The 26568-nt window shown below is 70.2% G+C and carries 20 protein-coding genes; 11 read left to right on the forward strand and 9 right to left on the reverse strand.

All coding sequences use genetic code 11. The annotated features are described in order from the left end of the window. Position 1: 1 nt before the first annotated feature. Both IEY81_RS07710 and IEY81_RS07715 read right to left on the reverse strand, forming a co-directional pair. Entirely contained in the window at positions 2–1447 is a 1446-nt protein-coding gene (locus IEY81_RS07710) for an RHS repeat-associated core domain-containing protein (protein ID WP_189117871.1), read from the reverse strand. 100 nt (positions 1448–1547) lie between these two features. After that, a complete protein-coding gene (locus tag IEY81_RS07715) occupies positions 1548–2804 on the reverse strand; it encodes a cell division protein PerM (RefSeq protein ID WP_229787505.1) in 1257 nt (418 codons plus the stop codon). Between the two features lie 150 nt (positions 2805–2954). On the opposite strand from IEY81_RS07715, the gene IEY81_RS07720 reads away from it, so the two are divergent. The 6 genes from IEY81_RS07720 (at position 2955) to IEY81_RS07745 (ending at position 10517) form a co-directional block, all read left to right on the forward strand. Continuing rightward, positions 2955–4793 (forward strand): SigE family RNA polymerase sigma factor, encoded by a 1839-nt coding sequence (locus tag IEY81_RS07720; protein WP_194501167.1) that lies wholly within the window; start codon positions 2955–2957, stop codon positions 4791–4793. Positions 4794–4907: 114 nt separating this feature from the next. Continuing rightward, the gene (locus IEY81_RS07725; RefSeq protein WP_189117874.1) at positions 4908–5411 is read left to right on the forward strand and encodes a sigma-70 family RNA polymerase sigma factor; all 504 of its coding nucleotides are present in this window, start codon (positions 4908–4910) and stop codon (positions 5409–5411) included. A 1-nt stretch (position 5412) separates the two neighbouring features. Next, positions 5413–6939, forward strand: a complete 1527-nt coding sequence (locus tag IEY81_RS07730; protein ID WP_189117875.1) for a hypothetical protein — start codon at positions 5413–5415, stop codon at positions 6937–6939. Between the two features lie 101 nt (positions 6940–7040). Beyond that, positions 7041–7544 (forward strand): RNA polymerase sigma factor, encoded by a 504-nt coding sequence (locus IEY81_RS07735; protein ID WP_189117876.1) that lies wholly within the window; start codon positions 7041–7043, stop codon positions 7542–7544. 1 nt (position 7545) lies between these two features. Further along, complete coding sequence (locus tag IEY81_RS07740) at positions 7546–9051, forward strand: hypothetical protein (protein ID WP_189117877.1); 1506 nt, start codon at positions 7546–7548, stop codon at positions 9049–9051. A gap of 98 nt (positions 9052–9149) precedes the next feature. Next, on the forward strand, positions 9150–10517 hold the full coding sequence (locus tag IEY81_RS07745; RefSeq protein WP_189117878.1) for a dicarboxylate/amino acid:cation symporter: 1368 nt from the start codon (positions 9150–9152) through the stop codon (positions 10515–10517). A 4-nt stretch (positions 10518–10521) separates the two neighbouring features. Here IEY81_RS07745 and IEY81_RS07750 read toward each other — a convergent pair whose 3' ends face one another. Next, on the reverse strand, positions 10522–11118 hold the full coding sequence (locus IEY81_RS07750) for an NADPH-dependent FMN reductase (protein WP_189117879.1): 597 nt from the start codon (positions 11116–11118) through the stop codon (positions 10522–10524). 101 nt (positions 11119–11219) lie between these two features. On the opposite strand from IEY81_RS07750, the gene IEY81_RS07755 reads away from it, so the two are divergent. Then, positions 11220–12050 carry a helix-turn-helix domain-containing protein gene (locus tag IEY81_RS07755; RefSeq protein ID WP_189117880.1) on the forward strand — a complete coding sequence of 277 codons (831 nt, stop codon included), beginning with the start codon at positions 11220–11222 and terminating at the stop codon, positions 12048–12050. A 53-nt stretch (positions 12051–12103) separates the two neighbouring features. Here IEY81_RS07755 and sucD read toward each other — a convergent pair whose 3' ends face one another. Together sucD and sucC are read right to left on the reverse strand one after the other, a co-directional pair. Next, positions 12104–13000, reverse strand: a complete 897-nt coding sequence (gene sucD, locus IEY81_RS07760) for a succinate--CoA ligase subunit alpha (protein WP_189117881.1) — start codon at positions 12998–13000, stop codon at positions 12104–12106. Positions 13001–13017: 17 nt separating this feature from the next. After that, entirely contained in the window at positions 13018–14181 is a 1164-nt protein-coding gene (gene sucC / locus IEY81_RS07765; RefSeq protein WP_189117882.1) for an ADP-forming succinate--CoA ligase subunit beta, read from the reverse strand. A gap of 770 nt (positions 14182–14951) precedes the next feature. Here sucC and IEY81_RS24145 point away from each other — a divergent pair. Continuing rightward, the gene (locus IEY81_RS24145) at positions 14952–16802 is read left to right on the forward strand and encodes a M23 family metallopeptidase (protein WP_229787506.1); all 1851 of its coding nucleotides are present in this window, start codon (positions 14952–14954) and stop codon (positions 16800–16802) included. A gap of 299 nt (positions 16803–17101) precedes the next feature. Here IEY81_RS24145 and pcrA read toward each other — a convergent pair whose 3' ends face one another. Continuing rightward, entirely contained in the window at positions 17102–19567 is a 2466-nt protein-coding gene (pcrA, locus tag IEY81_RS07775) for a DNA helicase PcrA (RefSeq protein WP_189117883.1), read from the reverse strand. 60 nt (positions 19568–19627) lie between these two features. Continuing rightward, positions 19628–19990: a hypothetical protein gene (locus IEY81_RS07780; RefSeq protein WP_189117884.1), complete on the reverse strand. Its 363-nt coding sequence runs from the start codon at positions 19988–19990 to the stop codon at positions 19628–19630. 170 nt (positions 19991–20160) lie between these two features. Here IEY81_RS07780 and IEY81_RS07785 point away from each other — a divergent pair, with 170 nt between their 5' ends. Next, on the forward strand, positions 20161–22431 hold the full coding sequence (locus tag IEY81_RS07785; protein ID WP_229787507.1) for a SulP family inorganic anion transporter: 2271 nt from the start codon (positions 20161–20163) through the stop codon (positions 22429–22431). A 4-nt stretch (positions 22432–22435) separates the two neighbouring features. On the opposite strand, the gene IEY81_RS07790 is transcribed toward IEY81_RS07785, so the two are convergent. Then, positions 22436–23083: a LuxR C-terminal-related transcriptional regulator gene (locus tag IEY81_RS07790; RefSeq protein ID WP_189117885.1), complete on the reverse strand. Its 648-nt coding sequence runs from the start codon at positions 23081–23083 to the stop codon at positions 22436–22438. Next, a complete protein-coding gene (locus IEY81_RS07795) occupies positions 23076–24395 on the reverse strand; it encodes an ATP-binding protein (RefSeq protein ID WP_189117886.1) in 1320 nt (439 codons plus the stop codon). The genes IEY81_RS07790 and IEY81_RS07795 overlap by 8 nt, the downstream gene beginning before the upstream one ends. Positions 24396–24519: 124 nt before the next feature. Here IEY81_RS07795 and IEY81_RS07800 point away from each other — a divergent pair, with 124 nt between their 5' ends. Further along, positions 24520–25923: a PspC domain-containing protein gene (locus IEY81_RS07800; RefSeq protein ID WP_189117887.1), complete on the forward strand. Its 1404-nt coding sequence runs from the start codon at positions 24520–24522 to the stop codon at positions 25921–25923. Then, the gene (locus tag IEY81_RS07805) at positions 25920–26171 is read left to right on the forward strand and encodes a hypothetical protein (protein WP_189117888.1); all 252 of its coding nucleotides are present in this window, start codon (positions 25920–25922) and stop codon (positions 26169–26171) included. The genes IEY81_RS07800 and IEY81_RS07805 overlap by 4 nt, the downstream gene beginning before the upstream one ends. The last annotated feature ends 397 nt before the right edge of the window (positions 26172–26568 follow it).

Consider the following 26568-nt stretch of genomic DNA (forward strand, 5'->3'; position numbering starts at 1 on the left):
GTTATCTCCCGGTCGCTCCAACGATGTATGTCTGATAGTGGGTCGCCGAATAATAGATGGATCCGTCAGAGCCGGTCACAATCCTCTCACCGCCAGGCTCTGGATTGTCTAGGGACTGCCACACGCCCCGCTCCTGGTAGGTAATCGCATCGCCTCCAGGTGTCGTGCGAGGCAACACGTACGCGCCGTTCCGACCGTCGTTTCCGAAAATCTCCGGCACCAGCGGACCCGCGAACCCATGCGTACCAGCACGCCCCTGCGACGCATCGACGCCCGACTTGGCAATGTCATCGATGGCATATTGCGCATTCTTCGGAATTGACTTTGGGATCCATCCCTTAAGCTTTGAAGTGTCGCCAAGGACGTCCCCCACATGATACTCGGGAGCACTATTGTTGTTTTTCCGCTTTTTACCGAGTGGCCAACGAAGCTTGAACTTTCCGAATTTCTTGAACGGATCGAAGCCACTCGCACATTTCTCCGGGCTGGCATCACAACCTGAATAGTCGAAGACCCATTCTTTGAAGAACTGGATTTCTTCAGGCGTGTAGCCGAACTCGTCTTCCATCTGCTCATCGACAGCGTCGACGATCGAATCACCAGAACTCTCGGAGTCATCAGAGTCGTCGTCATTATCCGTAGATGCCGGAGGCTGAGTTACACGGCTGTCGCAACTCGGGCACGGCTCACCATCGATGCCGATCGGCCCCAAACCAGACGCATCACTGTAGTTGATGGGGTCCTGAAGGCTGTATGCGTACGCGCTGAAGTGCCGAGGCTCGGTCGGATCAAGCAACGGGTCCGGCGACACAAAGGTGCCAGTGTCAACGTCGTAATACCGTGCCCCGACCTGGGTGAGACCCGTCGTATCGCTCGGCTTGCCCAAGAATCCGCGGTCACCCGGGGATCCGTTTGCATCCCGGTCACCAACTGTCGCCGCAACCTCTGCTCCGCGCGCGGCTCCGAACGGATCGGTGTAGTGCTTTGCGATCGAGGCCGGGGTCCACGTCGTGTTCGAGATCGATACGATCGAGGTCCCGTGGTGGTCGTTGACCAGGGAGGTGACCCCGCCCAAGCCACGCTGGTCTCGTACGGCGATGGTTTCGCCGTTGAAGGCGTAGTAGCGGTGCGCGGAGACGTTCCTCGTCTCATCGCGCGGGATGGTGACTTCCTGGCCACCGGGGAGGTAGATCGTGACGGCCTCCGCGTCCGCGCGGATGATGCGTTCACCAGAACCGGAGTAGACGTACTCGGCCTCCCCGAGCTCGTCGACGACCCCGTCAGCACAGGTCTCGCCGGCCGTGAGGGTCTTGACGAGCCTCCCCTCGCGGTCCCAGCACATCGACTGAGCAACCGACCGACGAGCCGCCGCGCCTTCCGCGGTCCGGGCAACATCGTGGATGGCCGCGATCTCCGTCGCAGACAGCGCCTTGGAGTAGAGGCCCATCTTCGCGAGCGAGACGTATCGCCCGTTTCATGGGCTGTTCTCGGCAACTGGGTCTCGACAAGCTCGACCCCCGGTGGCGCGACGCTGGGTCAGGGACAGGTCACTCGTCAGCCGGGAGCGTACGCCGCTGCCACCAGGTCATGGTAAGTCCGGCGAGGAGGCCGGCGAGGCCGAAGAAGGCGATGGCGTTGACGAGCACCTGGCCGGCGTACGGGCCGATGGCGGCCATCCGGCCGGGTCCGACGGCGCCGCCGGCGATGCCGGAGAGGACGGAGACGAGGAGGCCGGCGACGACGCCGGCGCTGACGCCGCGGAGCGCGCCCTCCGACCAGCGCAGAGACGGTCGGACGCGGCTGACTCGGCAGACTGCCCAGAAGGCGGTCAGCGGGCCGAGGGCCATCACCGCAGCGACCCAGGCGGGCGGGGCGCCGTTGTCGGGCAGGGCGGCGAGCATCGGGAACATCGGCAGCGGGCCGAGGGTGACCGCGGTCGGGGTGACGGTGGTGCCGACGCCGACGGAGAAGCCCGGGCCCAGGGCGTACGCACTGGAGAAGAGGACCGCGTTGGGCAGCACGAGGACGGCGAGCAGGGAGTAGAGGATGATCCCGCCGACGTCGAGGTGGAGCTGGGAGACGACGTTGATCGAGGTGGTGAAGTCGGCGAAGAGGGCCGCGAAGAAGACCAGGGTGCTGACCGCGAACCACCACAGCAGGATCGACCGGACCATCACCAGCACGTCCACCGCGGCGCGCGGCAGCAGGGTGATCCACAGCGCGGCGCGGCCGGAGCCGACCGCGATCGCGGGGAGGGCCACGACCACGCACAGGCCGACCGACCAGGTGAGGACGCCGGCGACGCTCGGCGCTGTGGCGGGGGTGCCGGCGAAGACCACGGTCGCCAGCGCGGTGCCGGCGTAGCCGAACGTGAACAGACCGGCGACGACCGGGACGGTCAGGTCGCGCTCACCGTCGGCCAGGGCGTTGGCGTCCGGGCCGTGCAGCGAGACCGAGTCGCCGACCCGGACGGCGACCTGCCACATCGTCCAGGCGAGGACGAGGGTGAGACCGAGCGGGACGACGGTGATCGCGACGCCGGAGACGAGGACGCCCGAGCCGTGGCCGAGCAGCCACCCGAGCGCGGCGACTCGCAGGGCGTCCGACGGCTCTCCGTGGGCTCCCATGTCGGTGATGAACCAGCCCACGATGCCGATCGCCAGACACACCAGCAGCGTGCTCGCGGCGGCGCCGATCCCGCCCAGCAGGGCCACCGCCACCAGCGGACGGCGGTGGCGGAGGTCGTGGAGATCCTCCGCGGAGAGCCCACGGTCCGGGGTGCGAGGAGGCAGCAATGACGACATCGCCACTCATCCTCCCAATCCGCGACGCCCCGATCTCGGCGACGCGCCGCCACGGGCGACCCCCGGGTCGGTCACAGTCGTTGATACCCGCCTGTGCATCTGCGGGTATTGCCGTTCATTCGACCGAATCACTTACAGTTGACCGCTGACATGGGCATGACCACGGCAGACCACGAGACCTTCGAGGCGTTCTATCAGGACGTCCGTGGACGCCTCCTTCTCCAAACCTGGTCGCTGACCGGTGATCTGGAGGCCGCCAAGAGCGCCGTACGAGGCGCGCTGGTCATCACCTGGCACCACTGGCGCAAGGTGAAGCCGATGGACGACTTCGAGCGCGAGGACTGGGTGCGCCCGATCGCCTGGTCGAAGGCGATCCGCAACCACTCGGTGCCGCTGCTCCACCGCGACCAGACGATCGCGCCCGAGGCGCGCAACGCGCTCGCCGCCCTGCGCAGCCTGCCGCTCCACGATCGCAAGGTCTTCCTGCTCGGCCACCTCACCAGCGTCGACCTGGCCCAGCTGGCCCGCGAGGTCGGCACCCCGATCAGCCGCACCGAGACCGACCTGCAGGCCGCCAACGCCGCGATCTGCGACGAGCTCGGGATCGTGCCGGAGCAGCTGCAGACGATCTTCGACCCGCTCGTCGACGTCCTCACCGAGCAGCCCTGGCCCAACGCCTCGACGATCACCACCGCGGGCGCCGTGCGCCGCCGGGTGCACACCACCATCGGTGCCGCCGCGGCCATCGTCGCCCTGGTCGCCACCGGCCTCTTCGTCACCCAGGACGCCGAGACCGAGCCGCGGCTCAACACGCTCTCGATGAAGTCGGCGGCCGAGGAGTTCGAGGTCGAGCCGAGCCAGATCCCGGGCAAGAAGCTGACCGCCAAGGACCTGATGACCGAGGAGGACGTCGCGAAGATCTACGGCGGCTCCTGGGCCGTCGACATCTCCTCCGACAACCTCGAGGGCACCGGCCTCACCATCCCCTGCCAGATCGACACCTCGGCCGACAAGCGGCCGGTGGCGAGCCTGGCGCGCACCTTCACCGCCAAGGCGAAGGCGACCACCGCCGGCACCACCATCGAGTCCTCCGTCGACCCGAAGGCGGCTGCCGCTGCGTACAAGAAGATGCAGAAGTGGTACGCGGCCTGCGCCGAGCCGCGCTACCAGCTGATGACCACCGAGTCGGTCGACGGGATCGGCGACCAGGCCACCCTGTTCACCTACCGCGACTGGGAGAACAAGCGGGCGGTGACCTACGGCGTCGCGCGCACCGGCCGCCACACAGCAGCGGTCACCGTGAAGACCGAGGGCAAGTCCAGCGCGACCGCCGCCAAGACCTCGACCATGCTCGGCGTCGCCGTCCACAACCTCTGCTCGATGCCCGGTGCGGGCGCGTGCGTGGAGACCAAGCGCCCGCGTACGACCGTGGTCCCGGTCGCCACCGGCAAGGTCCCCGGCCTGATCAACGAGACCGATCTGCCACCTGTCGGCGGTGTCGGCGACCCGTGGGAGGGCACCGAGGCGAAGCCGGCCAAGACCAACCCGGCCCAGACCCGCTGCGACGGCACGGAGTTCAACGCCAAGGGCATGTCCGACGCTCGGACTCGCACGTTCGTGATCCCGGAGACGAAGAAGAAGCTCGACAGCACCTTCGGCCTCACCGAGACGGTCGGCAAGTTCGGCTCCGCCAAGGAGGCGCAGGCGTTCAACGTCGGGATCAAGGGCCGGCTGGACAAGTGCAGCGACAAGCAGCTCGGCAGCCACGTCACCCAGACCGCGACCGAGTCCATCAAGGACGGCGCGTTCACGGTCTGGTACATCCGGGTGGAGCTCGAGAACTCCTCCATCTACTACCGGATGGCGGCGATCCGGCGCGGTGCCAACGTCGCCCAGATGAGCTTCGTCCCCGACGGTGACGCCGACATCAGCAAGTCCGACTTCGTCGCCCTCGCCCGACGCGCCGCCTACCGGCTCGACTACCTCTGAGACTCGCTGCGATTTTCTCCCTCCGGATGCAACCGGTCGGGCCGCTCAGGCATCTGACCCTCTGAGGCTGGCGCAGGGCCAGACCGGCACCGGCCCAGTCTGGGGAGGCGAGCGATGGACGAGGACGAGTTCGACACGTTCTACACCGCGTCCTTCCGCCGCGTGTGCGCTCAGGTGTACGCGATGATCGGCGACTCCGACGAGGCCGCCGAGTGCGTTCAGGAGGCCTTCGCCCGCGCCTGGGCCCACCGTCGCAAGCTGTCGACGGTCGACTACCCCGAGGCCTGGGTCCGCACCACCGCCTACCGCCTCGCCGTCGGCCGCTGGCGCCGCAAGAAGTACGCAGGCCGTGCCGCCGACAGAGCCGTCGGTGTGCGGATGGAGATGCCGGCCGTCGACGAGACCCACGTCGCTCTCGTCGCCGCGCTCAAGAAGCTCCCCGAGGCTCAACGCCAGGCCATCGTCCTGCACCACATCGCCGACCTGCCGGTCCATCAGGTGGCCGCCGAGGTCGGCGCCCCCACCGGCACGATCAAGGCCCGTCTGGCTCGGGGAAGAGCCGCCCTGGCGGAGCTGCTCGCCGAAGAAACACCCGGCGCCGTCTGGGAGGAGGCCTGAGATGAGTGACCCGATCTCGCGTCTGGACCAGTTCCGCGCCGACACCCCTGGAGCACCGATGAAGTCCGCAGCCGAGGTACGCCGACGGGGTGATCAGATCCGCCGGCGCCATCGCGCTGCCGTCACCGCCGGCGCTGTGGCCGTGGCCGCCGCCGTCGCCGGACCGATCATCTTCCTCTCCGCCGGGCTCGGTCAGCGTGCCACCGACCCGGAGCCCGCCCCGGCGCCGACCGAGACGCCGAGCACGGTCACCCCGACCCCGTCGTCCCCGCCCGCCGCCTCGGACCTCACCCGCACCCACCTCCCCACCGAGGACGACCTGGTCACGGCCGACCCGTATCCGAGGTGGACCCAGGAGCAGACCTACGACGGCGAGGGCAGGGACGACCACAACGAGTGCCTGACCGAGTCGCTGGCCGACGCCGGCGCGCTCGCGACCTTCCGCCGCGACTTCGTCCCCGAGCGCGGGCACCAGCTCTCGGGCTCGGCCGGGACGCTGAAGGCCGTCGTCGCCGAGTTCGGCTCGGCGGGCGATGCCGAGAAGGTGCGTGCGGAGCTCTCCGAGGCGGCCACCTCCTGCCCCGGGGTGTCCGGTGCGAAGACCGCCGGCTATCTCCCGGTCGAGGGCAAGGCGGTCACGGCGGGCGACGTCGACGTCGTGACGTACCTTCCCGAGGACGAGCCCGACAACGCCCGCCGGGAGGTGGCCACCGCGGTCGTCACCGTCGAGGACCGGCTGCTGGTGCTGACCCGGCAGCGCGGCGTCCAGGACTACGTCTCACCGACCGACCTGCGGGACTCCGCCGCCCGAGCCGCCCACCGGTTGGCCGGGTCTCCCCTGCCGCCTGCAACGACGCCGGGCTCGGCCTCCTCGTCCCCGTCGTCATCCTCCTCCGCGGCCGCACCGCTCCTCAGCGAGGCCCATCTGGTCGAGGCGGGGTCGCTGCCCGCGCTGCCTCTGGAGGGCGAGTCGTCGGCGGTGTGGCAGCAGGTCGCCCCGCAGCCGACGCCGACGCTCTACTGCCAGGGCGCCTGGCTCTCCTCGCTGAAGGCCGCCGACTCGGTCAGTCGGGAGTTCCGCCTCGAGAACCCGGGCGAGATCGGCAAGGTCAACGTGACAGTGCTGGAGTTCGCCACGAAGAAGAGTGCCGACACCGCGTACGACACGGTCCACGGCTGGCTCGACGCCTGCCCGGCGTCGCTGGCCGACGCGAAGCGCTTCACGGCCGGGCCGGTCCGGTCGATCGAGACCGACACCAGCCCGGCGATCGACCGGGCCGCGCAGACGCTCGCCGAGTACGCCGGCGACTGTGGTGGCCTCGACTGCGACGCCACCTGGTACGACCACCAGACCGTGGTCCAGATCGGCACCCGGCTGGTGCTGGTCACGCACGCCGAGGCCGGCGGACCGTGCCCTCCGACCAGGGCCTGCCCGCCGGAGGAGGCCTCCGACTACACCGAGTGGGACAACCGGGTCGCCCGGACGGTGAAGGCCACCGTCGACCGAGCCGTACGAGACCTGCGGTGACGTGAGTGACTGAGCTGCAATTGACCTTTACGCTCGCGCCCGTCACCGCCGACACTGACGCACGGGCAGTGGTGACCGAACGCCAGCCGGGGAGGCGAACGATGGACGAGGACGAGTTCGACGCGCTCTACAACGCGTCGTACCGCCGCGTGTGTGCTCAGCTGTACGCGATGATCGGTGACTTCGACGAAGCCGCGGAGTGCGTCCAGGAGGCCTTCGCCCGTGCCTGGGCGCATCGGCGGAAGATGGCATCGGTCGACTATCCCGAGGCCTGGGTCCGCACCACCGCCTACCGCCTCGCCGTCGGCCGCTGGCGCCGCAAGAAGTACGCCCGCCGCGCCGCCGACCGAGCCGTCGGTGCGCGCACGGAGATGCCGCCGGTCGACGAGACCCACGTGGCGCTGGTCGCCGCCCTGAAGCAGCTGCCCGAGGCGCAGCGCCAGGCCATCGTGCTGCACCACATCGCCGACCTGCCGGTCCACCAGGTGGCCGCCGAGGTCGGCGCGCCGACCGGCACGATCAAGGCCCGCCTGGCTCGAGGACGAGCCGCGCTGGCGGGGCTGCTCGCCGAGGACAACCCCGGCGCCGTCTGGAAGGAGGCCTGAGATGAGCGACCCGATCTCACGTCTGGACCAGTTCCGCGCCGACGCCCCCGGAGCACCGATGAGCTCGCCGGCCGAGGCACGGCGACGCGGTGACCAGATCCGCCGTCGCCGTCGCGCGGTCACCACCGCCGCCGTCGCAGCCGTGGCCGCCGTCGTCGCCGGGCCGGTCGTCTTCCTCTCCGCCGGGCTCGGCGAGAAGGGCATCGACCCGGCCGCACCCAGCGACAGCGTCGTCGCGTCCGTCCCGTCCCGCTCCGGCACGGCGGCAGCGACGGAGCTCACCCGGGCCAACCTGCCGACCGAGGACGACCTGGTCGCCGACGACCCCTACCCGGCCTGGGTCGAGAAGAAGACCTACGACGGCGAGGGCGATGACGCCTACAACGACTGCTTCTCCGAGACGCTGGAGGGCTTGGGTGCGCAGGCGACGTTCCGTCGCGACTTCGCCGCGAAGCCCGGGGAGGAGTCGAGCGACGCCGCCGGCACCCTGAACGCCGTCGTCGCCGAGTTCGGCTCCCCCGCCCAGGCCGAGAAGGTACGCACCGACCTCTCCGACGCGGCGACGACGTGTCCCGGCGTGGACGGCGCCGAGACGGCCGGCTATCTCCCGGTCGAGGGCGGGGTCATCTCAGGCGGCACCGTCGACGTGGTGACCTACCAGCCGGACGACCCCTCGATGAACGCGGTGTGGGAGGTGGCGACGGCCGTCGTCTCCGCCGAGGACCGCGTGCTCGTGATGACCCGCGAGCGCGGCGTCCAGGACTACGTCTCGCCCACCACCCTGCAGACCTCCGCAGTCAACGCCGCCCACCGGATGGTCGGTGCCACGCCGAAGGACAGCCCATCCGTGGATCCGACGGAGACCGGGTCGCCTGCGGCTGACGGTCTCAGCGCCGCCAACCTGGTCGACGGCAGCGCCCTCCCCGCACTCGACCGATTCGAGAGCTCCGTCGGCTGGAACCAGTACACCCCGACCCCCGACGTTCCGACGCTGGCCTGCCAGAAGGAATGGCTCTCCTCGCTCGGCGCCTCCGCGAAGATCGCCTCCGACTACCGCTGGGACACCGACCGCGCCATGGTCGGCCAGGTCCACGTGGCGGTGCTGGAGTTCGCCGACGAGAACGCTGCCGGCGCTGCGTACAACGAGGTCATGGAGTGGATGGAGGTCTGCCCGGCCGGCAAGCTGGGGGCGAAGCCGGATGTGGCCGCGCTCCCGATCGATGTCAGCGAGGACCTCGATGCTGGACCGAAGCGCGCCGCGCGCTCTCAGGCGACCTACCCCGGCCCCGGCGACGGCGACGGGATCTGGTTCGAGACCGAGCTCGTCGCGGAGTACGAAACCCGTCTCGTCCTGGTCGGCTACGGCGAGCTCGCCGGTCCGTGCCCGCCGAGCACCGGCGACAAGGACGACCCGTGCTACCAGCCCGACCAGCCCGACTCCTGGCCCGGCCGGATCCTCGCGATCGAGAAGGCGGCGGTCACGGCGGGGATCAGCGACCTGCGCTGAGCTGGAGACGCTGGTCACAACGGAGGAACCAGAGGAAGAGACGTACGAGCCGGTGCGTTCAGAGTCCTGTCCCACGCCGTCGTCGGAGAGGCCCTCTCGTGTCCACCGCCCCCAGCGCTCCCGCCAAGAGGCGGTTGCGGCTTCCCTCGTTCTCTGTCCAGATCGTCCTCGGTCTCGCCCTCGGTGTGGCCCTCGGTGCGGTCGCCCGCGCGATCGGTCCCGTCGGTGACGAGGCCAACTGGCTGACGACCACCCTCTCCACGATCGGCGACTCGTTCGTCGCGCTGCTGAAGGCCGTCGTCGTACCGCTGGTCTTCACCGCGATCGTCGCCTCGATCGCCAACCTGCGTACGGTCAGCAACGCCGCTCGGCTCGCCGGTCAGACGCTGCTCTGGTTCGCCGTCACCGCGGCGATCTCGGTCGTCATCGGCATCGGGCTCGGTCTGCTCTTCCGCCCCGGCAGCAACACCGCGGTGAGCACCGCGGACGCGGCCGAGGCCGCCGCGTCCGCCTCCTGGCTGACCTTCCTGCAGGGCCTGATCCCCGGCAACTTCCTCGGTCTCGAAGCCTCGACCAGCGTCGAGCAGGCCGGCGGCAGCCCGCTGGCGGAGACCTCGCTGAGCTTCAACGTCCTCCAGGTGCTCGTGGTCGCGCTCGCGATCGGCATCGCGGCGCTCAAGACCGGCGAGAAGGCCGGGCCGTTCCTCGCCTTCAACCGCTCCTTCCTGGCCATCGTGCAGAAGGTGCTGTGGTGGATCATCCGGCTGGCGCCGATCGGCACCCTCGGCCTGATCGGCAACGCGGTCGCCTCCTACGGCTGGGACTCGCTGGGCTCGCTGGCCTGGTTCGCGGCGGCGGTCTACGTCGGCCTCGCGCTGGTCCTGCTGATCGTCTACCCGGTGCTGCTGTGGGGCAACGGCCTCAACCCGCTGGCGTACTTCCGCGGCGCCTGGCCCGCGATCCAGCTCGGCTTCGTCTCGCGCTCCTCGGTGGGCACCATGCCGGTGACCGAGCAGGTGACGGTCAAGAACCTCGGCGTCCCGCAGGAGTACGCCTCGTTCGCCGTCCCGCTGGGCTCGACCACCAAGATGGACGGCTGCGCCTCGATCTACCCGGCCATCTCGGCGATCTTCGTCGCGCAGATCTTCGGCGTCGACCTGGGCATCACCGACTACCTGCTGATCGCCTTCGTCTCCGTGGTCGGGTCGGCCGCGACCGCCGGTCTGACCGGTGCCGTCGTGATGCTCACCCTGACGCTCTCCACGCTCGGCCTGCCGCTGGCCGGTGTCGGGCTGCTGCTCGCGATCGACCCGATCCTCGACATGGGCCGCACGGCGGTCAACGTCGCCGGGCAGGCGCTGGTGCCGACGATCGTCGCCAAGCGCGAGGGCATCCTCGACCTCGACCGCTACCGCTCCGCCTCCGCGGCCGGGCTGCTGAACGACGAGGAGCCGGTCGCGGCCTGACCCCTCACGCCGGATAGGAGCTCTTCGCCCGAGCCGCGCGCAGGGCGTCGGCCCACCAGGCGAGCTGGGCGAGCATGGCCTTGGCATAGACGGCCGAGTCGGGATCGTCGAAGCGGCCGTGCTCGTCGAGCCGCTCCCAGTAGCGCGGGAACGCGAGCCGCGCCTGCAGGGGGTGGGCGTGCAGCTCGGTGAGCACGTTCTCCAGGTGCAGGGTCGCGTGCCGGCCACCGCTGTCGCCGCCGTAGGACACCAACGCCACCGGTTTGGCCTGCCACTGGGTGAAGTGCCAGTCCAGCGCCGACTTCAGCGACGCCGGGAAGCTGTGGTTGTACTCGGGCGTGACGATGATGATGCCCTCGGCGGCCTCGAGCGCGTCGGTGAGGTCGGCCTGCCCGTCGGGACGCGGGTAGTCCGGCCCCGCGGCCTTCGGCGACTCGGCGGGCAGCGACAGCGGGATCTCGTGGTCGGCCAGGTCGATGAGCTCGACCTGGAGACCGCCGTACGCCGCGACCTGCTCGGCCACCCAGGAGCCGAAGACGGGGCCGCCGCGCCCTTCCCGGACGCTGGCGAGGATGACTGCGATACGTAGTGGTTGGGTCATGCCCTCCAGGCTCGCCGGGATCGGCGACCGGTGGGAGACCGAGCCCAGGCTGGCCCCGGCAGGGCCACCATCACCGTCGCCGTCCCCCGTAGGCTTGAGGCATGCCGGCCAACCCGGGAGCCCTCGGCTCCTTCATCAGGGACCGCCGCGACCAGACCACGCCGGAGAGCGTCGGTCTCCCGGCGGGCGTACGCCGGCGCGCGCCCGGGCTCCGGCGCTCGGAGCTGGCCACGCTGGCCGGGATCAGCGTCGAATACCTGGTGCGGATCGAGCAGGGCCGCGACCGCAACCCGTCGCCCCAGGTCCTGCGGGCCATCGGCGACGCGCTCCGCTTCGACGCCGCCGCCCACGAGCACCTGCGCACCCTGGCGATGGCCTCCGGCGGGCAGTGCCTCGGGCCGTACTCGTCCGGCCGTGAGGTACGCCCCGGCACCCTCGCCCTCCTCGAGCAGCTCGAGCCCGGCGTCGCCGTGCTCAGCAACCGGCTCGGCGACCTGCTCGCCCACACCGCGACCTTCGAGCTGCTCGCCCGCCCGCTGGGGCTGCTCGACGGCGAAGAGCCCAGCCTCACCGCGTACGTCTTCCTCGACCCGCGCTCGCGCGAGGCCTTTCCCGACTGGGACCGCGTCGCCGACGACCTGGTCACCAACCTCTACCGCGGACCGAACCCGGTCGCCTCCCGGGAGCTGATGGTGCGGCTCTCCGAGCAGGCCGGGGCCGAGTTCGCCGACCGCCTGCGTCGCCACGACCCGCCGCACGGCGGGGTGTGGCGCTGGCGCCATCCCACGGCGGGCGAGCTGCGTTTCGAGGTCGAGGAGCTCGAGCTCCCGGCGGCCGACAACCAGCAGCTCCAGGTGCTGATGCCCGCCGACGAGGCGACCGCGGAGGCGCTCGACCTGCTGCGGCGCCGCCGCGCGCTGCGCGCGGTCTGAGACGCGAAGAGCCCCGCGACCGGACCGGTCGCGGGGCTCTCAGCTGACGTGGGTCAGAGGGACTGCAGGATCTCGCGGGCGAGAGCAGCGGTCTCCGACGGGGTCTTGCCGACCTTCACGCCGGCGGCCTCGAGGGCCTCCTTCTTCGCCTGCGCGGTGCCGGCGGAGCCGGACACGATCGCACCGGCGTGACCCATGGTCTTGCCCTCCGGCGCGGTGAAGCCGGCGACGTAGCCGACGACAGGCTTGGAGATGTTCTCCTTGATGTAGGCCGCGGCCCGCTCCTCGGCGTCGCCACCGATCTCACCGATCATGACGATGACCTTGGTCTCGTCGTCCTTCTCGAACGCCTCGAGGGCGTCGATGTGGGTGGTGCCGATGATGGGGTCACCGCCGATGCCGATGGCGGTGGAGAAGCCGAAGTCCTTCAGCTCGTACATCATCTGGTAGGTCAGCGTGCCCGACTTCGAGACGAGACCGACCGGGCCCTTGCCGGTGATGGTGTGCGGGGTGATGCCGGCCAGCGACTCGCCCGGCGTGATGATGCCGGGGCAGTTCGGACCGATCATCCGGGTGGCCTTGCCCTGCAGGTAGGACCACACCTCGGCGGTGTCCTGGACCGGGACACCCTCGGTGATGACGACGATCAGCGGCATCTCGGCGTCGATGGCCTCGATGCAGGCGTCCTTGGTGAACGCCGGCGGCACGAAGAGGACCGAGACGTTCGCACCGGTCTCCTTCATCGCCTCCGCGACCGTGCCGAACACCGGGAGCTCCACGTCGGCGCCCTGGGCGTCCTTGTGGGTGACCGTGGTGCCGGCCTTGCGGGCGTTGACGCCACCGACGATCTGCGCGCCCGAGTCGAGCATCAGGGCGGTGTGCTTCGCACCCATGCCGCCGGTGATGCCCTGGACGATGACCTTGCTGTCCTTGTTGAGGTAGATGCTCATGTTTCTCTCTCCTGACCTCAGGCGTTGGCCAGCTCGGCGGCCTTGTCGGCGCCGCCGTCCATGGTGTCGACGATGGTGACCAGCGGGTGGTTGGCCTCGCTGAGGATCTGGCGGCCCAGGTCCACGTTGTTGCCGTCCAGGCGCACGACGAGCGGCTTGGTCGCCTCGTTGCCGAGGATGTCCAGCGCGCCGACGATGCCCTTGGCGACCTCGTCGCAGGCGGTGATGCCGCCGAAGACGTTCACGAACACGGACTTGACCTGCTCGTCGTTCAGGATGACGTCGAGACCGTCGGCCATGACCTGCGCGTTGGCGCCGCCACCGATGTCGAGGAAGTTGGCGGGCTTCACGCCACCGTGGTTCTCGCCGGCGTAGGCGACAACGTCGAGGGTCGACATGACCAGACCCGCGCCGTTGCCGATGATGCCGACCTGACCGTCGAGCTTGACGTAGTTGAGGCCCTTGTCCTTGGCCTTCGCCTCGAGCGGGTCCTCCTCGTCACGGATGACGAACTGCTCGTGCTCCTCGTGGCGGATCTCCGAGGCGTTCTCGTCCAGCGACACCTTGCCGTCGAGGGCCTCCAGCTTGTCGCCCTCGAGGCGAGCCAGCGGGTTGACCTCGACGAGGGTCGCGTCCTCCTCGGTGAAGACCGTGTAGAGGCTCTGGATCATCGAGACGGCCTGCTCGAAGACGGGCTCCGGGAAGCCGCACTCGGTCGCGATCTCCCGCGCCTTGGCCTCGTCGACGCCCTTGCCGGGGTCGATGCCGATCTTCTTCACGGCGTCGGGGTTGGTCTTGGCGACCTCCTCGATCTCCACACCACCCTCGACGGACGCGATGCAGAGGTACTGCCGGTTCGAACGGTCCAGCAGGAAGGAGAAGTAGTACTCCTCGACCGGCGGGGTCGCGGGGGTGATCAGCACCCGGTTGACCTTCAGGCCCTTGATCTCCATGCCGAGGATGTTCGACGCGTGCTCGAACGCGTCATCCGCGGTCTTGGCCAGCTTGACGCCGCCGGCCTTGCCGCGGCCACCGGCCTTGACCTGCGCCTTGACGACGCAGAAGCCGATCTCCTCGGCGGCCTTCCTGGCATCCTCAGCCGTCTCGACGACGACACCTTCGGTCACGGCGACGCCGTGCTTGGCGAAGAGCTTCTTCGCCTGGTACTCCATGAGATCCACTGATCCACCTGGTCTGTGTGTTGCGGTACGAGGCGGCGTACCGCAGGAATCAGCGGTCGACGCCCTCGTCTTCAGATGTGTCCGTCCAGCACCCTAGACCCGCTACGGCCCGGATACGAGCCCAGGGGCCACGACGTGACGCACGCCACTAGCGCGGCGAGAGACAGAACACACCGGAGATATACCAACAAATCGGCAACCTTGAGTAACACCCCGTAGCCCTACGTAGGTACCCACGTTTGGCCCCTTAATGCGCGCGCTCTGTTCGTGGATCTTCGGGTTTCGAGGGCGTATCGAGGCTCAAACCGGCCGTAGACACGCGTTTCGGATGGGATGAATGTGTCGCAAAAGAGTTTCGAATCTGCCAGAAATACGCAGATCAGCGACTGGTTCGGCCTTCATCGAAGGTGAAATCACCGAAACGGGCGTGCCACATTTCTTGACCGCGCCTTCGGGTCCGTTACAGTCGTGGCTCGCCGTCTGACCCCGAACAGCGGAGATATGAACTGATGGGCAACCACCGAGCCGACGTCACAAGTGACAGTCCGCGTTCGGTCACCCCTTCCCCCGGAGCAACCACGAGCAGCAGCAGCTACGTCGGGAAGCGGCGCGCAGCGCCGGCGACCGACAGCCCTGCCTCCAGGCCTGCCCCGCGAGCGACCGGATCGACCTCCTACGTCGGGAAGCGGCGCGCCGCGCCGTCCCCCGTCGTCGGGACCGCGACACCGAACCCCGCCCCAGCCTCATCCCCAGAGACTCCTGAAGAGCCGGTGGCCAAGGCCCGGCCCAACCGCGTGGTCCTCGAGCAGACCGGCAAGCTGCCGGTCGTCGGCTCGCCGCGCGATGACCGCGACGACGAGGCCACCGACGCCCGCATCTCGACCAGTGAGCTGCGCGCTCTCGTCGAGGGCGACGACGGCCCCGCCTTCCCGTCCTCGTTCCCGACGTCGACGCCGGCCACGCCCATGCCCGCGGCCCGGCCGATCGTGCCGGTGCAGCGCCGGGCGGCCCAGATCGACCCCGTCCTGGCCGACCTGCTCTCCTCGATGGGCATCGACCCGGACAAGGTGACCCCCGAGGTGCTCGACGACCTCGGCGTCGGAGGAATGACGACCTCCGAGCTCACCACGTTCCTCACCCAGCCGACCAAGCCGGTGCCCGGCAAGAGCACGGCGCGCGAGGCGGCCCGCAGCGCGGTGTCCACCAAGACGCCGCCGCGCGGCATCCCGGCGGCTCCCGTGGCTGCTGAGCCCGAGCCGGCTCCTGCTGCTCCGGCCGCGCCGCCTGCCCCGGTCGCGCCGGTGCCGCCGCCTGCCCCCGTCGCTCCTCCCGCGCCGGTCGTCCCGGCCGCGCCGGAGCCAACCTTCCAGGCTCCCGAGCCGACCCACACACCCAAGCCGCTGCGCATGGCGAACACGTTCGCGCCGCTGACCGGCAAGGTCCGCGCCGTGCGCCAGGCCCGTCAGAACCCCGCGCCCCCGGTCGCCCCGGTGGCACCTGCCTACGAGCCCGAGGTGCAGGAGCCCCGTGGGTTCCAGGAGGCTTTCGACGCCCCGCCGTCGTCCTTCAAGATCGACACCACCTCGTTCCCGGCGCCGCCGGTCGCGCTGCCGGAGCAGATCGACTTCGACTCGATGGCGATCGACCTCCCGGCCGAGGCCTACGCGGCGGAGGCGCCCTACTACGAGGCGCCGCAGGCCGACGACGGCTACTACCAGGACGGCTACGCCGACTACGCCCGCGACCCGCAGCCGGAGGACTACTTCCGCGCCGAGACCGGCAGCATCGACCTGCCGAGCATCAGCGAGATCGCGACCTACCGTCCTGAGATCGACGACCTCCCGGCCGTGGAGACCACCGGCACCATGGTCGGCATCGGCGGCCCGACCCGTCCGCGCACCCGACGCGCCGCTGCCGCGGCCGCCGGCGGCCGCCCGACGGTTCCGCTGACCGCCGGCGCCGCCGCCCTCGCCGCCGCCATCGGCGGCATCGCCCTCACCGGCGGTCCGACGATGGTGGCTGCCGATGACGTACGCCTCGTGGGTGCCACCGCGCTCGGTGGCGAGAGCGACATGGTCGTCGTCGGCGACCGCGCCGCCACCGTCACCCGCAACGACGAGCGCTCCGAGGCCGACACCGCGGCGAGCGACCGCGAGAAGGCGCTCCAGGGCGTCGACGTCCAGGCCGACAAGCAGGACAAGTTCCTCAAGTCGAACATGTGGGAGCTGCCGATCCCGGCAGGCGTCTACCGCATCACCGGCACCTTCGGCTCCTCCGGCTCCAACTGGTCCAGCACCCACACCGGTCTCGACTTCGCGGCGCCCTACGGCACCCCGATCCACGCCATCGCCCGCGGCACCGTCACCGAGACCGCCTGGGGCGGCGCCTACGGCAACCGCACCATCATCACGCTCGAGGACGGCACCGAGATCTGGTACTGCCACCAGAGCGACTACGGCGTCTCCGTCGGACAGACCGTCTCCCCCGGCGAGGTCATCGGCTACGTCGGCTCCACCGGAAACTCCACCGGCAACCACCTCCACGTCGAGGTCCGCCCCGGTGGTGGTGACGCCGTCGACCCCGACGCCGCCCTCAACGAGCACGGCGTAGACCCGAGCTGACCCGCAGCACGCCGAGTCGGCGCAACTGCCCCACCCCCACACGCCGAGTCGGCGCAACTGCCCCACGGTCGTGAAACCCATTCGGGGCAGATTCGCCGACTCAGCGACCGTACGCGGGGCAGATGCGCCGACTCGACGCACGTACGCGGGGCAGATGCGCCGACTCGACGCAGGTACGTGAGACAGACGCGCCGGCTCGACGCTCACACGTGAGACAGACGCGCCGACTCGGGGCTCTTGCACGGGGCAGACGCGCCGACTCGACGCACGTACACGGGGCAGACGCGTCGGGTCGGCGGTCAGAGCTTTTCTACGGGGGCGTAGCGGAGAAGCAACCGCTTGACGCCGGTCTCACCGAAGTCGATGCTGGCGACCTGCTTGTCGCCGGAGCCCTCGATGGTGACGACGGTGCCGAGGCCGAAGGAGTCGTGGGTGACGCGGTCGCCCGGGTCGAGGGAGGGGACCTCGCGGGCGGGCTTGGACTTGGCCGCGGCGTCGGCGCGGAGGGCGGCGGAGGAGAAGTTGCGGCGGCCGGCGGCGGTGGGCTGGCCGAGGCGTTGGCCGTCACCCCAGCGGTCGGTGGCGAAGCTGGGGCGGCTCCAGGAGGACATCTCCTTCTCGGTGCGCCGCCAGTCGACGAGGTCGACCGGGAGCTCGTCGAGGAAGCGGCTGCCGGGGTTGTGGGAGGGCGCGCCCCAGGCGGAGCGTACGACGGCGCGGGAGATGAAGAGCCGCTTCTCGGCGCGGGTGATGCCGACGTAGGCGAGGCGGCGCTCTTCCTCGAGCTCGGTGCCGTCACCGAGGGCGCGGGAGTGCGGGAAGACGCCGTCCTCCATGCCGGTGAGGAAGACCGCCGGGAACTCCAGGCCCTTGGCGGTGTGGAGGGTCATCAGGGTGACGACGCCGTCCTCGTCGTCGGGAATCTGGTCGGTGTCGGCGACCAGCGCGACGCGCTCGAGGAAGTCGGGTAGTCCGGGCTCGACCGCGCCGGCATCGACGTCGACAGGGTCGGCGCTCGGAGCGGCGACGGGGTCGTCGGAGAACTCCCGGGCGACGGCGACGAGCTCGGCGAGGTTCTCCACGCGAGTCTCGTCCTGCGGGTCGTCGGAGGCCTCCAGCGCGGCGAGGTAGCCCGACCGGTCGAGCACCGTCTCCAGGATGACGTCGGCGCGCTCGCGGGCGTCGACCAGCTGGAGCAGCTCCTCCATCATCGCGACGAAGGCCTTGATGTTGGTCAGGCTGCGGGTGGCCATGCCGGGGGCGTCCTCGGCCTTCTGCAGCGCCTCCCAGAAGGTCAGGCCGTCACGCTCGGCGAGCGCGTTGACGCAGGCGACGGCACGGTCGCCGATGCCACGCTTGGGGGTGTTGAGGATGCGGCGGAGCGAGACCTGGTCGTCGGGGTTGGCCAGGGTGCGCAGGTAGGCCAGAGCGTCGCGCACCTCCTTGCGCTCGTAGAAGCGCACCCCGCCGACGACCTTGTAGGGCTGGCCGGTGCGGATGAACACCTCCTCGAAGACGCGCGACTGGGCGTTGGTGCGGTAGAAGACCGCCACGTCGGCGGCCTTCATGCCGCCGTCGACGAGCTTGTCGATCTCGTCGGAGACGAACCTGGCCTCGTCGCGCTCGTCGTCGGCGACGTAGCCGACGATGCGCTCACCGTCGCCGGCGTCGCTCCACAGCGCTTTCTCCTTGCGACCCTTGTTGTTCTTGATCACCGCGTTGGCGGCGGTGAGGATCGTCTGGGTGGAGCGGTAGTTCTGCTCCAGCAGGATCGTGGTGGCGCTGGGGAAGTCCTGCTCGAAGTCGAGGATGTTGCGGATGTTGGCGCCGCGGAAGGCGTAGATCGACTGGTCGGCGTCGCCGACGACCATCAGCTCGGCCGGCTCGGCGCGCGGAGACGCGTCCTGTTCGGCGCTCGAGGAGACCTCGACCGGCTCGACCACCGAGGGGGCGCAGAGCTCGTGGACCAGGGCGTACTGAGCGTGGTTGGTGTCCTGGTATTCGTCGACCAGCACGTGGCGGAACCGGCGCCGGTAGACCTCGCGGACCTCCGGGTAGGCGCGGAAGAGCTCGACGGTCGACATGATCAGATCGTCGAAGTCGAGGGCGTTCGCCTGCCTCAGACGCTTCTGATATTCCTTGTAGGCCGCGACGTAGGTCTGCTCGAGGTGGTTGCGCGCGTCCTTCTCGGCGGTCTCGACGTCGCGCAGCTCGTTCTTCTGGTCGCTGACCCAGTTGAGCACCTGGCCCGGCTGGTAGTGGCGCGGGTCCAAATCGAGATCGGTGAGCACCAGCTGCATCAGCCGCTTCTGGTCCTGGGCGTCGTAGATCGAGAAGTTGGACTTCAGCCCGACCTTGTCGACCTCCTTGCGGAGGATGCGTACGCAGGCGCTGTGGAACGTCGAGACCCACATGATCCGGGCGCGCTTGCCGACCAGCGCCTCGACACGCTCCTTCATCTCGGCGGCGGCCTTGTTGGTGAAGGTGATCGCCAGGATGCTGCCGGGGTGGGCGCCACGCTGGGAGATCAGCCACGCGATCCGCCGGGTCAGCACCCGGGTCTTGCCTGACCCCGCGCCTGCGACGACCAGGAGCGGTGACCCTTCGTGCTGCACCGCCGCCTTCTGGGGCTCGTTGAGCCCGTCGAGGAGCTCCTCGGAGCTCGGGCCGCGGCGCTTCGTACGCGGCTCGTCGGCCGGCTGCGTCGAGGCGAAGGCCTCGAGGCCCGGGATGGTGGCAACAGGGGTCTGGTCAGGCGTACTCATGCTGCCTCCAGCCTAGGGCTTGGCACCGACAACCGGCGCGTCGGCGGGCCCTGAGGACGGTCAGGAAGCGACGTGCGCGGAGGACCAGAAGACCGCCACGCAGACATTGACGATCGAGAGGGCGAAGATGGCCCAGTAGAGCGCGTCGGAGATCTTGGGCTTGCGCAGCTGGGACATGACCAGGCCGAGGATGACCAGGCCGATCACGAGCTTCACGCCGATCTTGACGTGGTCGACCGGGCCGTCGCCCATCTCGAGCACGCCGACGAGCAGCAGGCCAGCCACGAACGCGGTGCCGGAGCCGTCGCGCATGAGGCCGTTGGCGACCTTGTCAGAGGCCTTGAGCTGCACCAGCAGGCCGCCGAAGAGAGCAGCGAAGCCGAGCAGGTGAATGACGAGCAGGATGTGCCGCACGATCTCCATGGGAGAAGCGTAGAGCCCCCGAGACCAACACGGGGCAGCACCCCTGGTCAGGCCGGTATTCGAACGCGATCTCGATTCTCGAGCGATCCTGTTGGGAAAGACCACGGCGTCTGCCTACGCTCGGTCCCGACCGCCACCATCGCTCTCGGCTCCGCAAGGAGGATTCTGACGTGTCATCACCCAACCCGATCCTGCCCGAAAACAGGTCACGACCGCTCGACCGGCTCCGCCAGACCATTCGCTTCGACGTACCCGCCTCGCTGGTCGTCTTCCTCGTCGCCGTGCCGCTCTCGCTCGGCATCGCCGTCGCCTCCGGTGCACCAGTCGCGGCAGGCCTGATCGCCGCCGCGGCGGGTGGCATCGTCGCCGGCCTCCTCGGCGGCTCCCCTCTGCAGGTCAGCGGTCCCGCCGCCGGCCTCACCGTCGTCGTCGCCGAGACGGTGGCCGAGTTCGGCTGGGAGGCGACCTGCGCGATCACGCTGATGGCCGGCCTGCTCCAGGTCGTGCTCGGCGCCACCCGGCTCGGCCGGTACGCGCTGGCGATCTCCCCCACCGTGGTCAGCGCGATGCTCGCCGCGATCGGCATCTCGATCGTCCTCGGCCAGCTCAACGTCGCTCTCGGCGGCCGCTCGCAGCCGAGCGCGCTCGAGAACGTACGCCACATCGTCGGCAACGCGCAGAATCCCAACGTCCACGCCGTCCTGGCCGGGCTCGGCGTGATCGGCATCCTGCTCGTCTGGCCACGGCTGCCTCGACGCGTACGTGCGGTGCCGGGTCAGCTGGTCGCCGTCGTCGCGCTCACCCTGCTCGCGGCGGCCTGGCTCCCGGGCGCGGAGCGCGTCCATCTCGGCGGTGACCTGCTCGACGAGATCGGCTCGGTGGCCCTCCCGGAGGGCACCCCGCTGGCCGTCGCCGGTGCGGTGCTCACCGTCGCCCTGATCGCGAGCGTCGAGAGCCTGCTCTCGGCCGTCGCCGTGGACAAGCTCCACGGCGGCCCGCGCAGCAACCTCGACCGCGAGCTGGTCGGTCAGGGCCTCGCCAACGCCGCATCCGGCGCCCTGGGCGGTCTCCCGGTCACCGGCGTGATCGTGCGCAGCTCGACCAACGTCGCCGCGGGCGCCCGCACGCGCGCCTCCGGCGTCCTCCACGGCGTATGGGTGCTCCTCTTCGCGCTCGTCCTCGTCGGGCTGGTCGAGCAGATCCCGCTCGCCGCGCTGGCCGGTCTGCTGATCATGATGGGCACCGGCCTGGTCCGCCCCGCCGACATCTCCCAGGCCCACGCGCGCGGAGAGCTGTGGATCTACGGCCTCACCATCGCCGGGGTGCTCGCGCTCAACCTGATCGAGGGCGTCATGATCGGCCTGGTCGCCGCGCTGGTCCTGGTGCTGTGGCGGCTGGTCCACGTACGCATCGACGTACGCAGCAGCGGCCGATCCGCCGACGGTCGCGAGAGGTGGCTGGTCGAGGTGCACGGCAGCCTGTCGTTCCTGGCCACGCCCACGCTGGTGAGCCGGCTCGACACGATCCCCGACGGCCAGGTCGTCGAGCTGGACCTGCTCGTCGACTACCTCGACCCGGCCGGACGCGACCAGCTCGACCACTGGCGAGGCCGTTACGAGACCGGCGGCGGCACCGTGCTCGTGGAGCACTCCGGCCCCCACGGCGCCGAGGCGCCGCGGCAGGAGCGCGCGCTCAAGGCTCCCCCGGTCAGCCCGCGGGGGCTGCTGCCGTGGGGCGCCTGGCAGGACGTACGCCCTGACCGCACCGGCGAGCACCACCCGCTCGCCCTCGGAGTGCGGGAGTACCACCGCCGGCACGCGGTGCCGCTGCGCCCGGTCTACGAGGGGCTCGCCGAGGCGCAGGAGGCACACGCCGTGTTCCTGACCTGCGTCGACTCGCGGGTCGTCCCCAACCTGATCACCTCCAGCGGGCCTGGCGACCTGCTGACGGTGCGCACCCTGGGCAACCTCGTCCCCGAGCCCGACAGCCCGGACAGCTCCGTCGCGGCGCCGATGCTCTTCGGGGTCGACGACCTCGGCGTCGACACGGTGGTCGTCTGCGGCCACTCCGGCTGCGGGGCGATCACCTCGGCGCTGGAGAGCACGCGTGCGGGTGAAATGCCCGCCGGACCCGTCGGCGACTGGTTGCGTCACGCCGTGCCGGCGATCCTGGAGTGGCAGGCCGGGCACCCGGTCGGCGCCGCCGCGGCAGCGGCCGGCCGGTGCGAGGTCGACCAGGTGGCTCAGGTCAACGTCGCGGTGATGATCGGCCGGCTCGAGGAGCTCCTGGCGGGCCGGGACGTACGTCTCGTGGGCCTGTTTCTCGACATCGCCGACGGCACGCTGCAGATCCTGCGCGGGGACGGGTTCACCACGCTGACCGACGCCGAGACCGACGAGCTCGCCCACCTGATGGAGGCGCGCCCGCCCGAGCCCGCCTAGGACGCTAGAGCAGGCGGCGGTCGTTGGCCCAGCGGGTGAGCTCGTGGCGGCTGGAGAGCTGCAGCTTGCGCAGCACGTTGGACATGTGGGTCTCGACCGTCTTGATCGAGATGAACAGCTCGCCGGCGACCTCCTTGTAGGAGTAGCCGCGGGCGATGAGGCGCATCACCTCGCGCTCGCGTTCGGTCAGGCGGTCGAGGTCCTCGTCGATGTCGGCGATGGCGATCGTCCCGGCGAAGGCGTCGAGCACGAAGCCGGCCAGGCGCGGCGAGAAGACCGCGTCTCCCCCGGAGACGCGCTGGATCGCGGCGACCAGCTCGGAGCCGGTGATCGTCTTGGTGACATAGCCGCGGGCGCCGCCGCGGATGGTGCCGATGACGTCCTCGGCGGCGTCGGAGACCGAGAGCGCGAGGTAGCGGGGCGAGCCGTCGACGGCGGGCGCCTTGCGCATCACCTCGACACCGCCGCCTCCGGGCAGGTGCACGTCGAGCAGCACCACGTCGGGCTTGCCCGCGGCGATGGCCTTGACGGCGGAGTCGACGTCCTCGGCCTCCCCGACGATCCGGATCACCGGCGACCGGCTCAGCTCGGCTCGCACACCGGTGCGGAACATCGCGTGGTCGTCGACGATGACGACCTTGACCTCACTCATCGGTCGTTTCCCCTCCAAAGTAGTTGCGGCCGGTGTCGCGGGTGCGCGGCTGCTTGAGTCGCACCTCGGTGCCTTCTCCAGGAGACGATCTCACCACAGCGCTGCCGCCGTGGCGCGACATCCGGTCGATGATGCTGTCACGGACGCCGTGACGGTCGGCGGAGACCTCGTCGACGACGAAGCCCGCTCCGCGGTCGCGGACGAAGACCTCGAAGGCGTCCTCGGTCGCCTCGGCGTAGACGTCGACCCGACCGGTGCCGGCGTGCTTGGCGGCGTTGGTGACGGCCTCGCGGGCGGCAGCCACGATGGGACGTACGGTCTCGTCGAAGGGTCCGTCGCCGACGACCACGACGTCGACGGTCACGCCGTGGGCGTCCTCGACCTCGGCGGTGGCCGCCTTCAGCGCGGCGGCGAAGGTCTCGTCGGCCTCGGCGGGCGTCGAGAAGAGCCACTCGCGCAGGTCGCGCTCCTGGGCGCGGGCCAGCTTCTGCACCATCGCGGGATCGCTGGAGTTGCGCTGGATCAGGGCGAGGGTCTGCAGGACGGAGTCGTGGAGGTGGGCGGCCATGTCGGCCCGCTCCTGGCTCCGGATGCGCTCCTCGCGCTCGCTGCCCAGGTCGCTGGCGAGCTGGTGCATCCACGGGCCGACGACGAGGAAGCCGGCGCCGAGCACGATCAGGCCCGCGATGATCAGCGCGGTGGCGTTGCGGAGGTCGAGCTGGCCGCCGGCGAGGATCACCGCGAAGAGCATCAGCCCGACGCCGACCCCGACCCGGACGTACGCCCGCCAGCCGCCGCTGCCGAAGACCATCCGCACCAGGTCGAGACGGCCGGTGCCGTCGATCCAGCGCTCGCGCTGGGCGGCGTCGGCCTGGCGCCACAGCAGCGCGATGCCGACGACGCCGATCATCGCCGGCCAGATCAGCGAACCGGCCCCGAGCAGGGTGTCGAAGAGGACGACCGCACCGAACCCGAGCGCGAGCAGCGCGATGGCGGGGCCCTTGTCGACGCCGCCGGAGCGGGACGACGGACGGCGGCCACCGCGGGTCGCACTCTCGCCGCCGGGGGTGGACTGCTCGAGGTGGGGCGCGGCGGGGACGAAGATCCACAGGGCGGCGTAGAGCACCACGCCGAAGCCGCTGAACACCGCCGTCACCACGAAGAAGGCGCGCACGGCCAGCACCGGCAGGCCGAGGTGCTCGGCCAGGCCGGCGGCCACGCCACCGATCACCGAGGCATCGGTGTCGCGGTAGGCGCGGCGTACTGCCGGGGGCGGGGGCGGCAGCTCCGCCGTCGCTTGGGTCGTCGTCATGATGACAACCATCGTCACACCAACCATGGGCGCGTGCCATGAGGATTCACCCTGATCCTGGCTCGTCGCGAACTCAGGGCCGTCCCTGATGGTCTGCGAGGCGAGGACAGGTCAGAGTAGGGGTGTGACGATCCCGCCCGAGGCCCCGCCGCCTCCCACCCCGGAGCCGCCACCGCCTGCTTCCGAGAAGCGCACCCGCCCCACCGGCGAGCAGCTGCGCAACCTCAGCAGCCTGCGGCGTACGACTCATGCCTCCCCGGAGGGACGGCACATCGCCGGCGTCGCGGGTGGGATCGCACGCCACTTCGACGTCGATCCGCTCCTGGTCCGGGTGCTGCTGGTCGTCTCGGTCTTCTTCGGTGGTTCCGGCGGGATCGTGTACGTCGCAGCCTGGATCCTGGTGCCCGAGGAGAACGCCGAGGACGGGATGGTGCCCGTCGGGCCTCCCGCCCGGAACCTCCTGCTCTGGATCGCCGGCGGCATCGCGTCGATCTCGCTGCTCGGCGATGCGTTCGGGGACACCGACATCCCCTGGTTCTGGCTCGCGGTGCTCGCGGTCGTGGCGCTCTGGTACGCCAACCGGGAGAAGTGGGGTGCTCGGAAGCGGACCCCCGGGCCCGCTTCGTACGCCCCGGCAGCACCGGAGGGCGCGCCCGAGCCGACCGCCGGTCCCGATCCTGCGCCTGAGGAGCCTGGCGAGAGGTCGCTCGCCGACCTGGCCGGTCCGCAGGAGACCGCCCCGCAGCCGACCACGGTCCTGCCGACCCGGACCAGCCACCTTCCGCCGCCGTGGCCGACCGGCTCCTACGATCCGTACGCTCCGATCGCTCCGATGGCTCCGGTCCGCCGACGCCCGCCCCTGCTCTTCGGCCGCGCCCTCGCCGTCGCCGCTCTCGTGGTCGGCGTGCTCGGGCTCGTGGACGTCGCCGACTGGATGCCGGTCCCGACCAGCGCCTACCCGGCCGCGCTGCTGGCCGTCTTCGGCGCGTTCCTCGTGCTCGGCGCCTTCTGGGGCCGTGCCGGTGGGCTGATCTTCCTCGGGCTGATGGCGCTGATCGCGCTGCCGCTCACGATGGTCAACCCCGCGAACATCGAGACCGGCACCAACATCGAGTCCCACCCGCGCACCGTCGCCGTGCTGGAGCCGTCCTACGAGATCGAGGCCGGCGAGCTCGTGCTCGACCTCAGCGCCATCGACCCGAGAACCTTCAAGGGACGCGATCTGGAGATCACCACGTCCTTGGGTGAGATCGTCGTGATCGTCCCCGACGACGCCACCGTCGCCGTGGACGCGACCGTCGGCGCCATCGGCGAGGCACGGGTCTTCGACGAGAGCCACAGCGAGTTCGGTGGCTTCAAGCTCGAGCGCACCCACGTCGCCGGCGAGAAGGGTGGCGAGCCCGGCCTCGCCGACGCCCCCGACCTCCGCGTGACCGCCAAGGCCGAGGTCGGCGCGATCGACGTCTACGAGGCGAGCGACCCGAGAGCCGCAGACTTCGTCCGTACGAGGGAGAGGAGCACCCCGTGAGCTACGACTACGCCCCACCCCGCTACGAGGACCAGGCTCCCCCGCCCAAGCCCACCGGCCGCCACCCGGTCAACATCGGCCACCTCGTCATGGGCCTCGTCTTCCTGGTCTTCGTCGTCGTCTGGGCCCTCATCGCCACCCGCACCGTCGAGATCCACACCCTCGAAGACCTCCGCTGGCTCCTCCCCCTCCCGTGGATCGTCGGAGGCTCCATCGGGCTGCTCGCTGCGTTGCTGCGCAAGAACTGAGCTCTTCGGCCCCTCGGTGGTCGAGCTTGTCGAGACCACCCCACCCGTAACACCAGCCCACGGTGGTGTCCACCGGTGGTCGAGCTTCTCGAGACCACCCCACTCGTAACACCAGCCCCCGGTAGTGACCACCGGTGGTCGAGCCTGTCGAGACCTCCCTGCCGGAACGTGTCACGGAAGCCGGCTGTGGGCCGCCGACCCGTTCGTGAGGGTCTTCTCGACCCGCCCCGGAATCAAGGACGGCCTACGGCCGCCGGCTTCGCCGGCCGCTTCGCGGTCCTGGACACCGGGACAGGTCGAGAAAGAATTTGGCTGGTTATCGGGGAGGCGGCCCGGGTGTGGCCGCGGGGGATTCGGTCACCGGAGCTAGTCACCGGTGGTCGAGCTTGTCGAGACC

Source organism: Nocardioides luteus (genome assembly GCF_014648595.1).
Classification (GTDB): Bacteria; Actinomycetota; Actinomycetes; order Propionibacteriales; family Nocardioidaceae; genus Nocardioides; species Nocardioides luteus.

What these genes read in the sequence shown, in the direction of transcription:
- IEY81_RS07730 (WP_189117875.1), top strand. Translation starts at nt 5,413, where the DNA reads ATGAGTGACCCGATCTCGCGTCTGGACCAGTTCCGCGCCGACACCCCT.
- sucD (WP_189117881.1), bottom strand. Translation starts at nt 13,000, where the DNA reads ATGAGCATCTACCTCAACAAGGACAGCAAGGTCATCGTCCAGGGCATC.
- IEY81_RS07740 (WP_189117877.1), top strand. Translation starts at nt 7,546, where the DNA reads ATGAGCGACCCGATCTCACGTCTGGACCAGTTCCGCGCCGACGCCCCC.
- IEY81_RS07735 (WP_189117876.1), top strand. Translation starts at nt 7,041, where the DNA reads ATGGACGAGGACGAGTTCGACGCGCTCTACAACGCGTCGTACCGCCGC.
- IEY81_RS07795 (WP_189117886.1), bottom strand. Translation starts at nt 24,395, where the DNA reads ATGACGACGACCCAAGCGACGGCGGAGCTGCCGCCCCCGCCCCCGGCA.
- IEY81_RS07780 (WP_189117884.1), bottom strand. Translation starts at nt 19,990, where the DNA reads ATGGAGATCGTGCGGCACATCCTGCTCGTCATTCACCTGCTCGGCTTC.
- IEY81_RS07725 (WP_189117874.1), top strand. Translation starts at nt 4,908, where the DNA reads ATGGACGAGGACGAGTTCGACACGTTCTACACCGCGTCCTTCCGCCGC.
- pcrA (WP_189117883.1), bottom strand. Translation starts at nt 19,567, where the DNA reads ATGAGTACGCCTGACCAGACCCCTGTTGCCACCATCCCGGGCCTCGAG.
- IEY81_RS07755 (WP_189117880.1), top strand. Translation starts at nt 11,220, where the DNA reads ATGCCGGCCAACCCGGGAGCCCTCGGCTCCTTCATCAGGGACCGCCGC.
- IEY81_RS07750 (WP_189117879.1), bottom strand. Translation starts at nt 11,118, where the DNA reads ATGACCCAACCACTACGTATCGCAGTCATCCTCGCCAGCGTCCGGGAA.
- IEY81_RS07710 (WP_189117871.1), bottom strand. Translation starts at nt 1,447, where the DNA reads ATGGGCCTCTACTCCAAGGCGCTGTCTGCGACGGAGATCGCGGCCATC.
- IEY81_RS07720 (WP_194501167.1), top strand. Translation starts at nt 2,955, where the DNA reads ATGGGCATGACCACGGCAGACCACGAGACCTTCGAGGCGTTCTATCAG.
- IEY81_RS07790 (WP_189117885.1), bottom strand. Translation starts at nt 23,083, where the DNA reads ATGAGTGAGGTCAAGGTCGTCATCGTCGACGACCACGCGATGTTCCGC.
- IEY81_RS07715 (WP_229787505.1), bottom strand. Translation starts at nt 2,804, where the DNA reads ATGTCGTCATTGCTGCCTCCTCGCACCCCGGACCGTGGGCTCTCCGCG.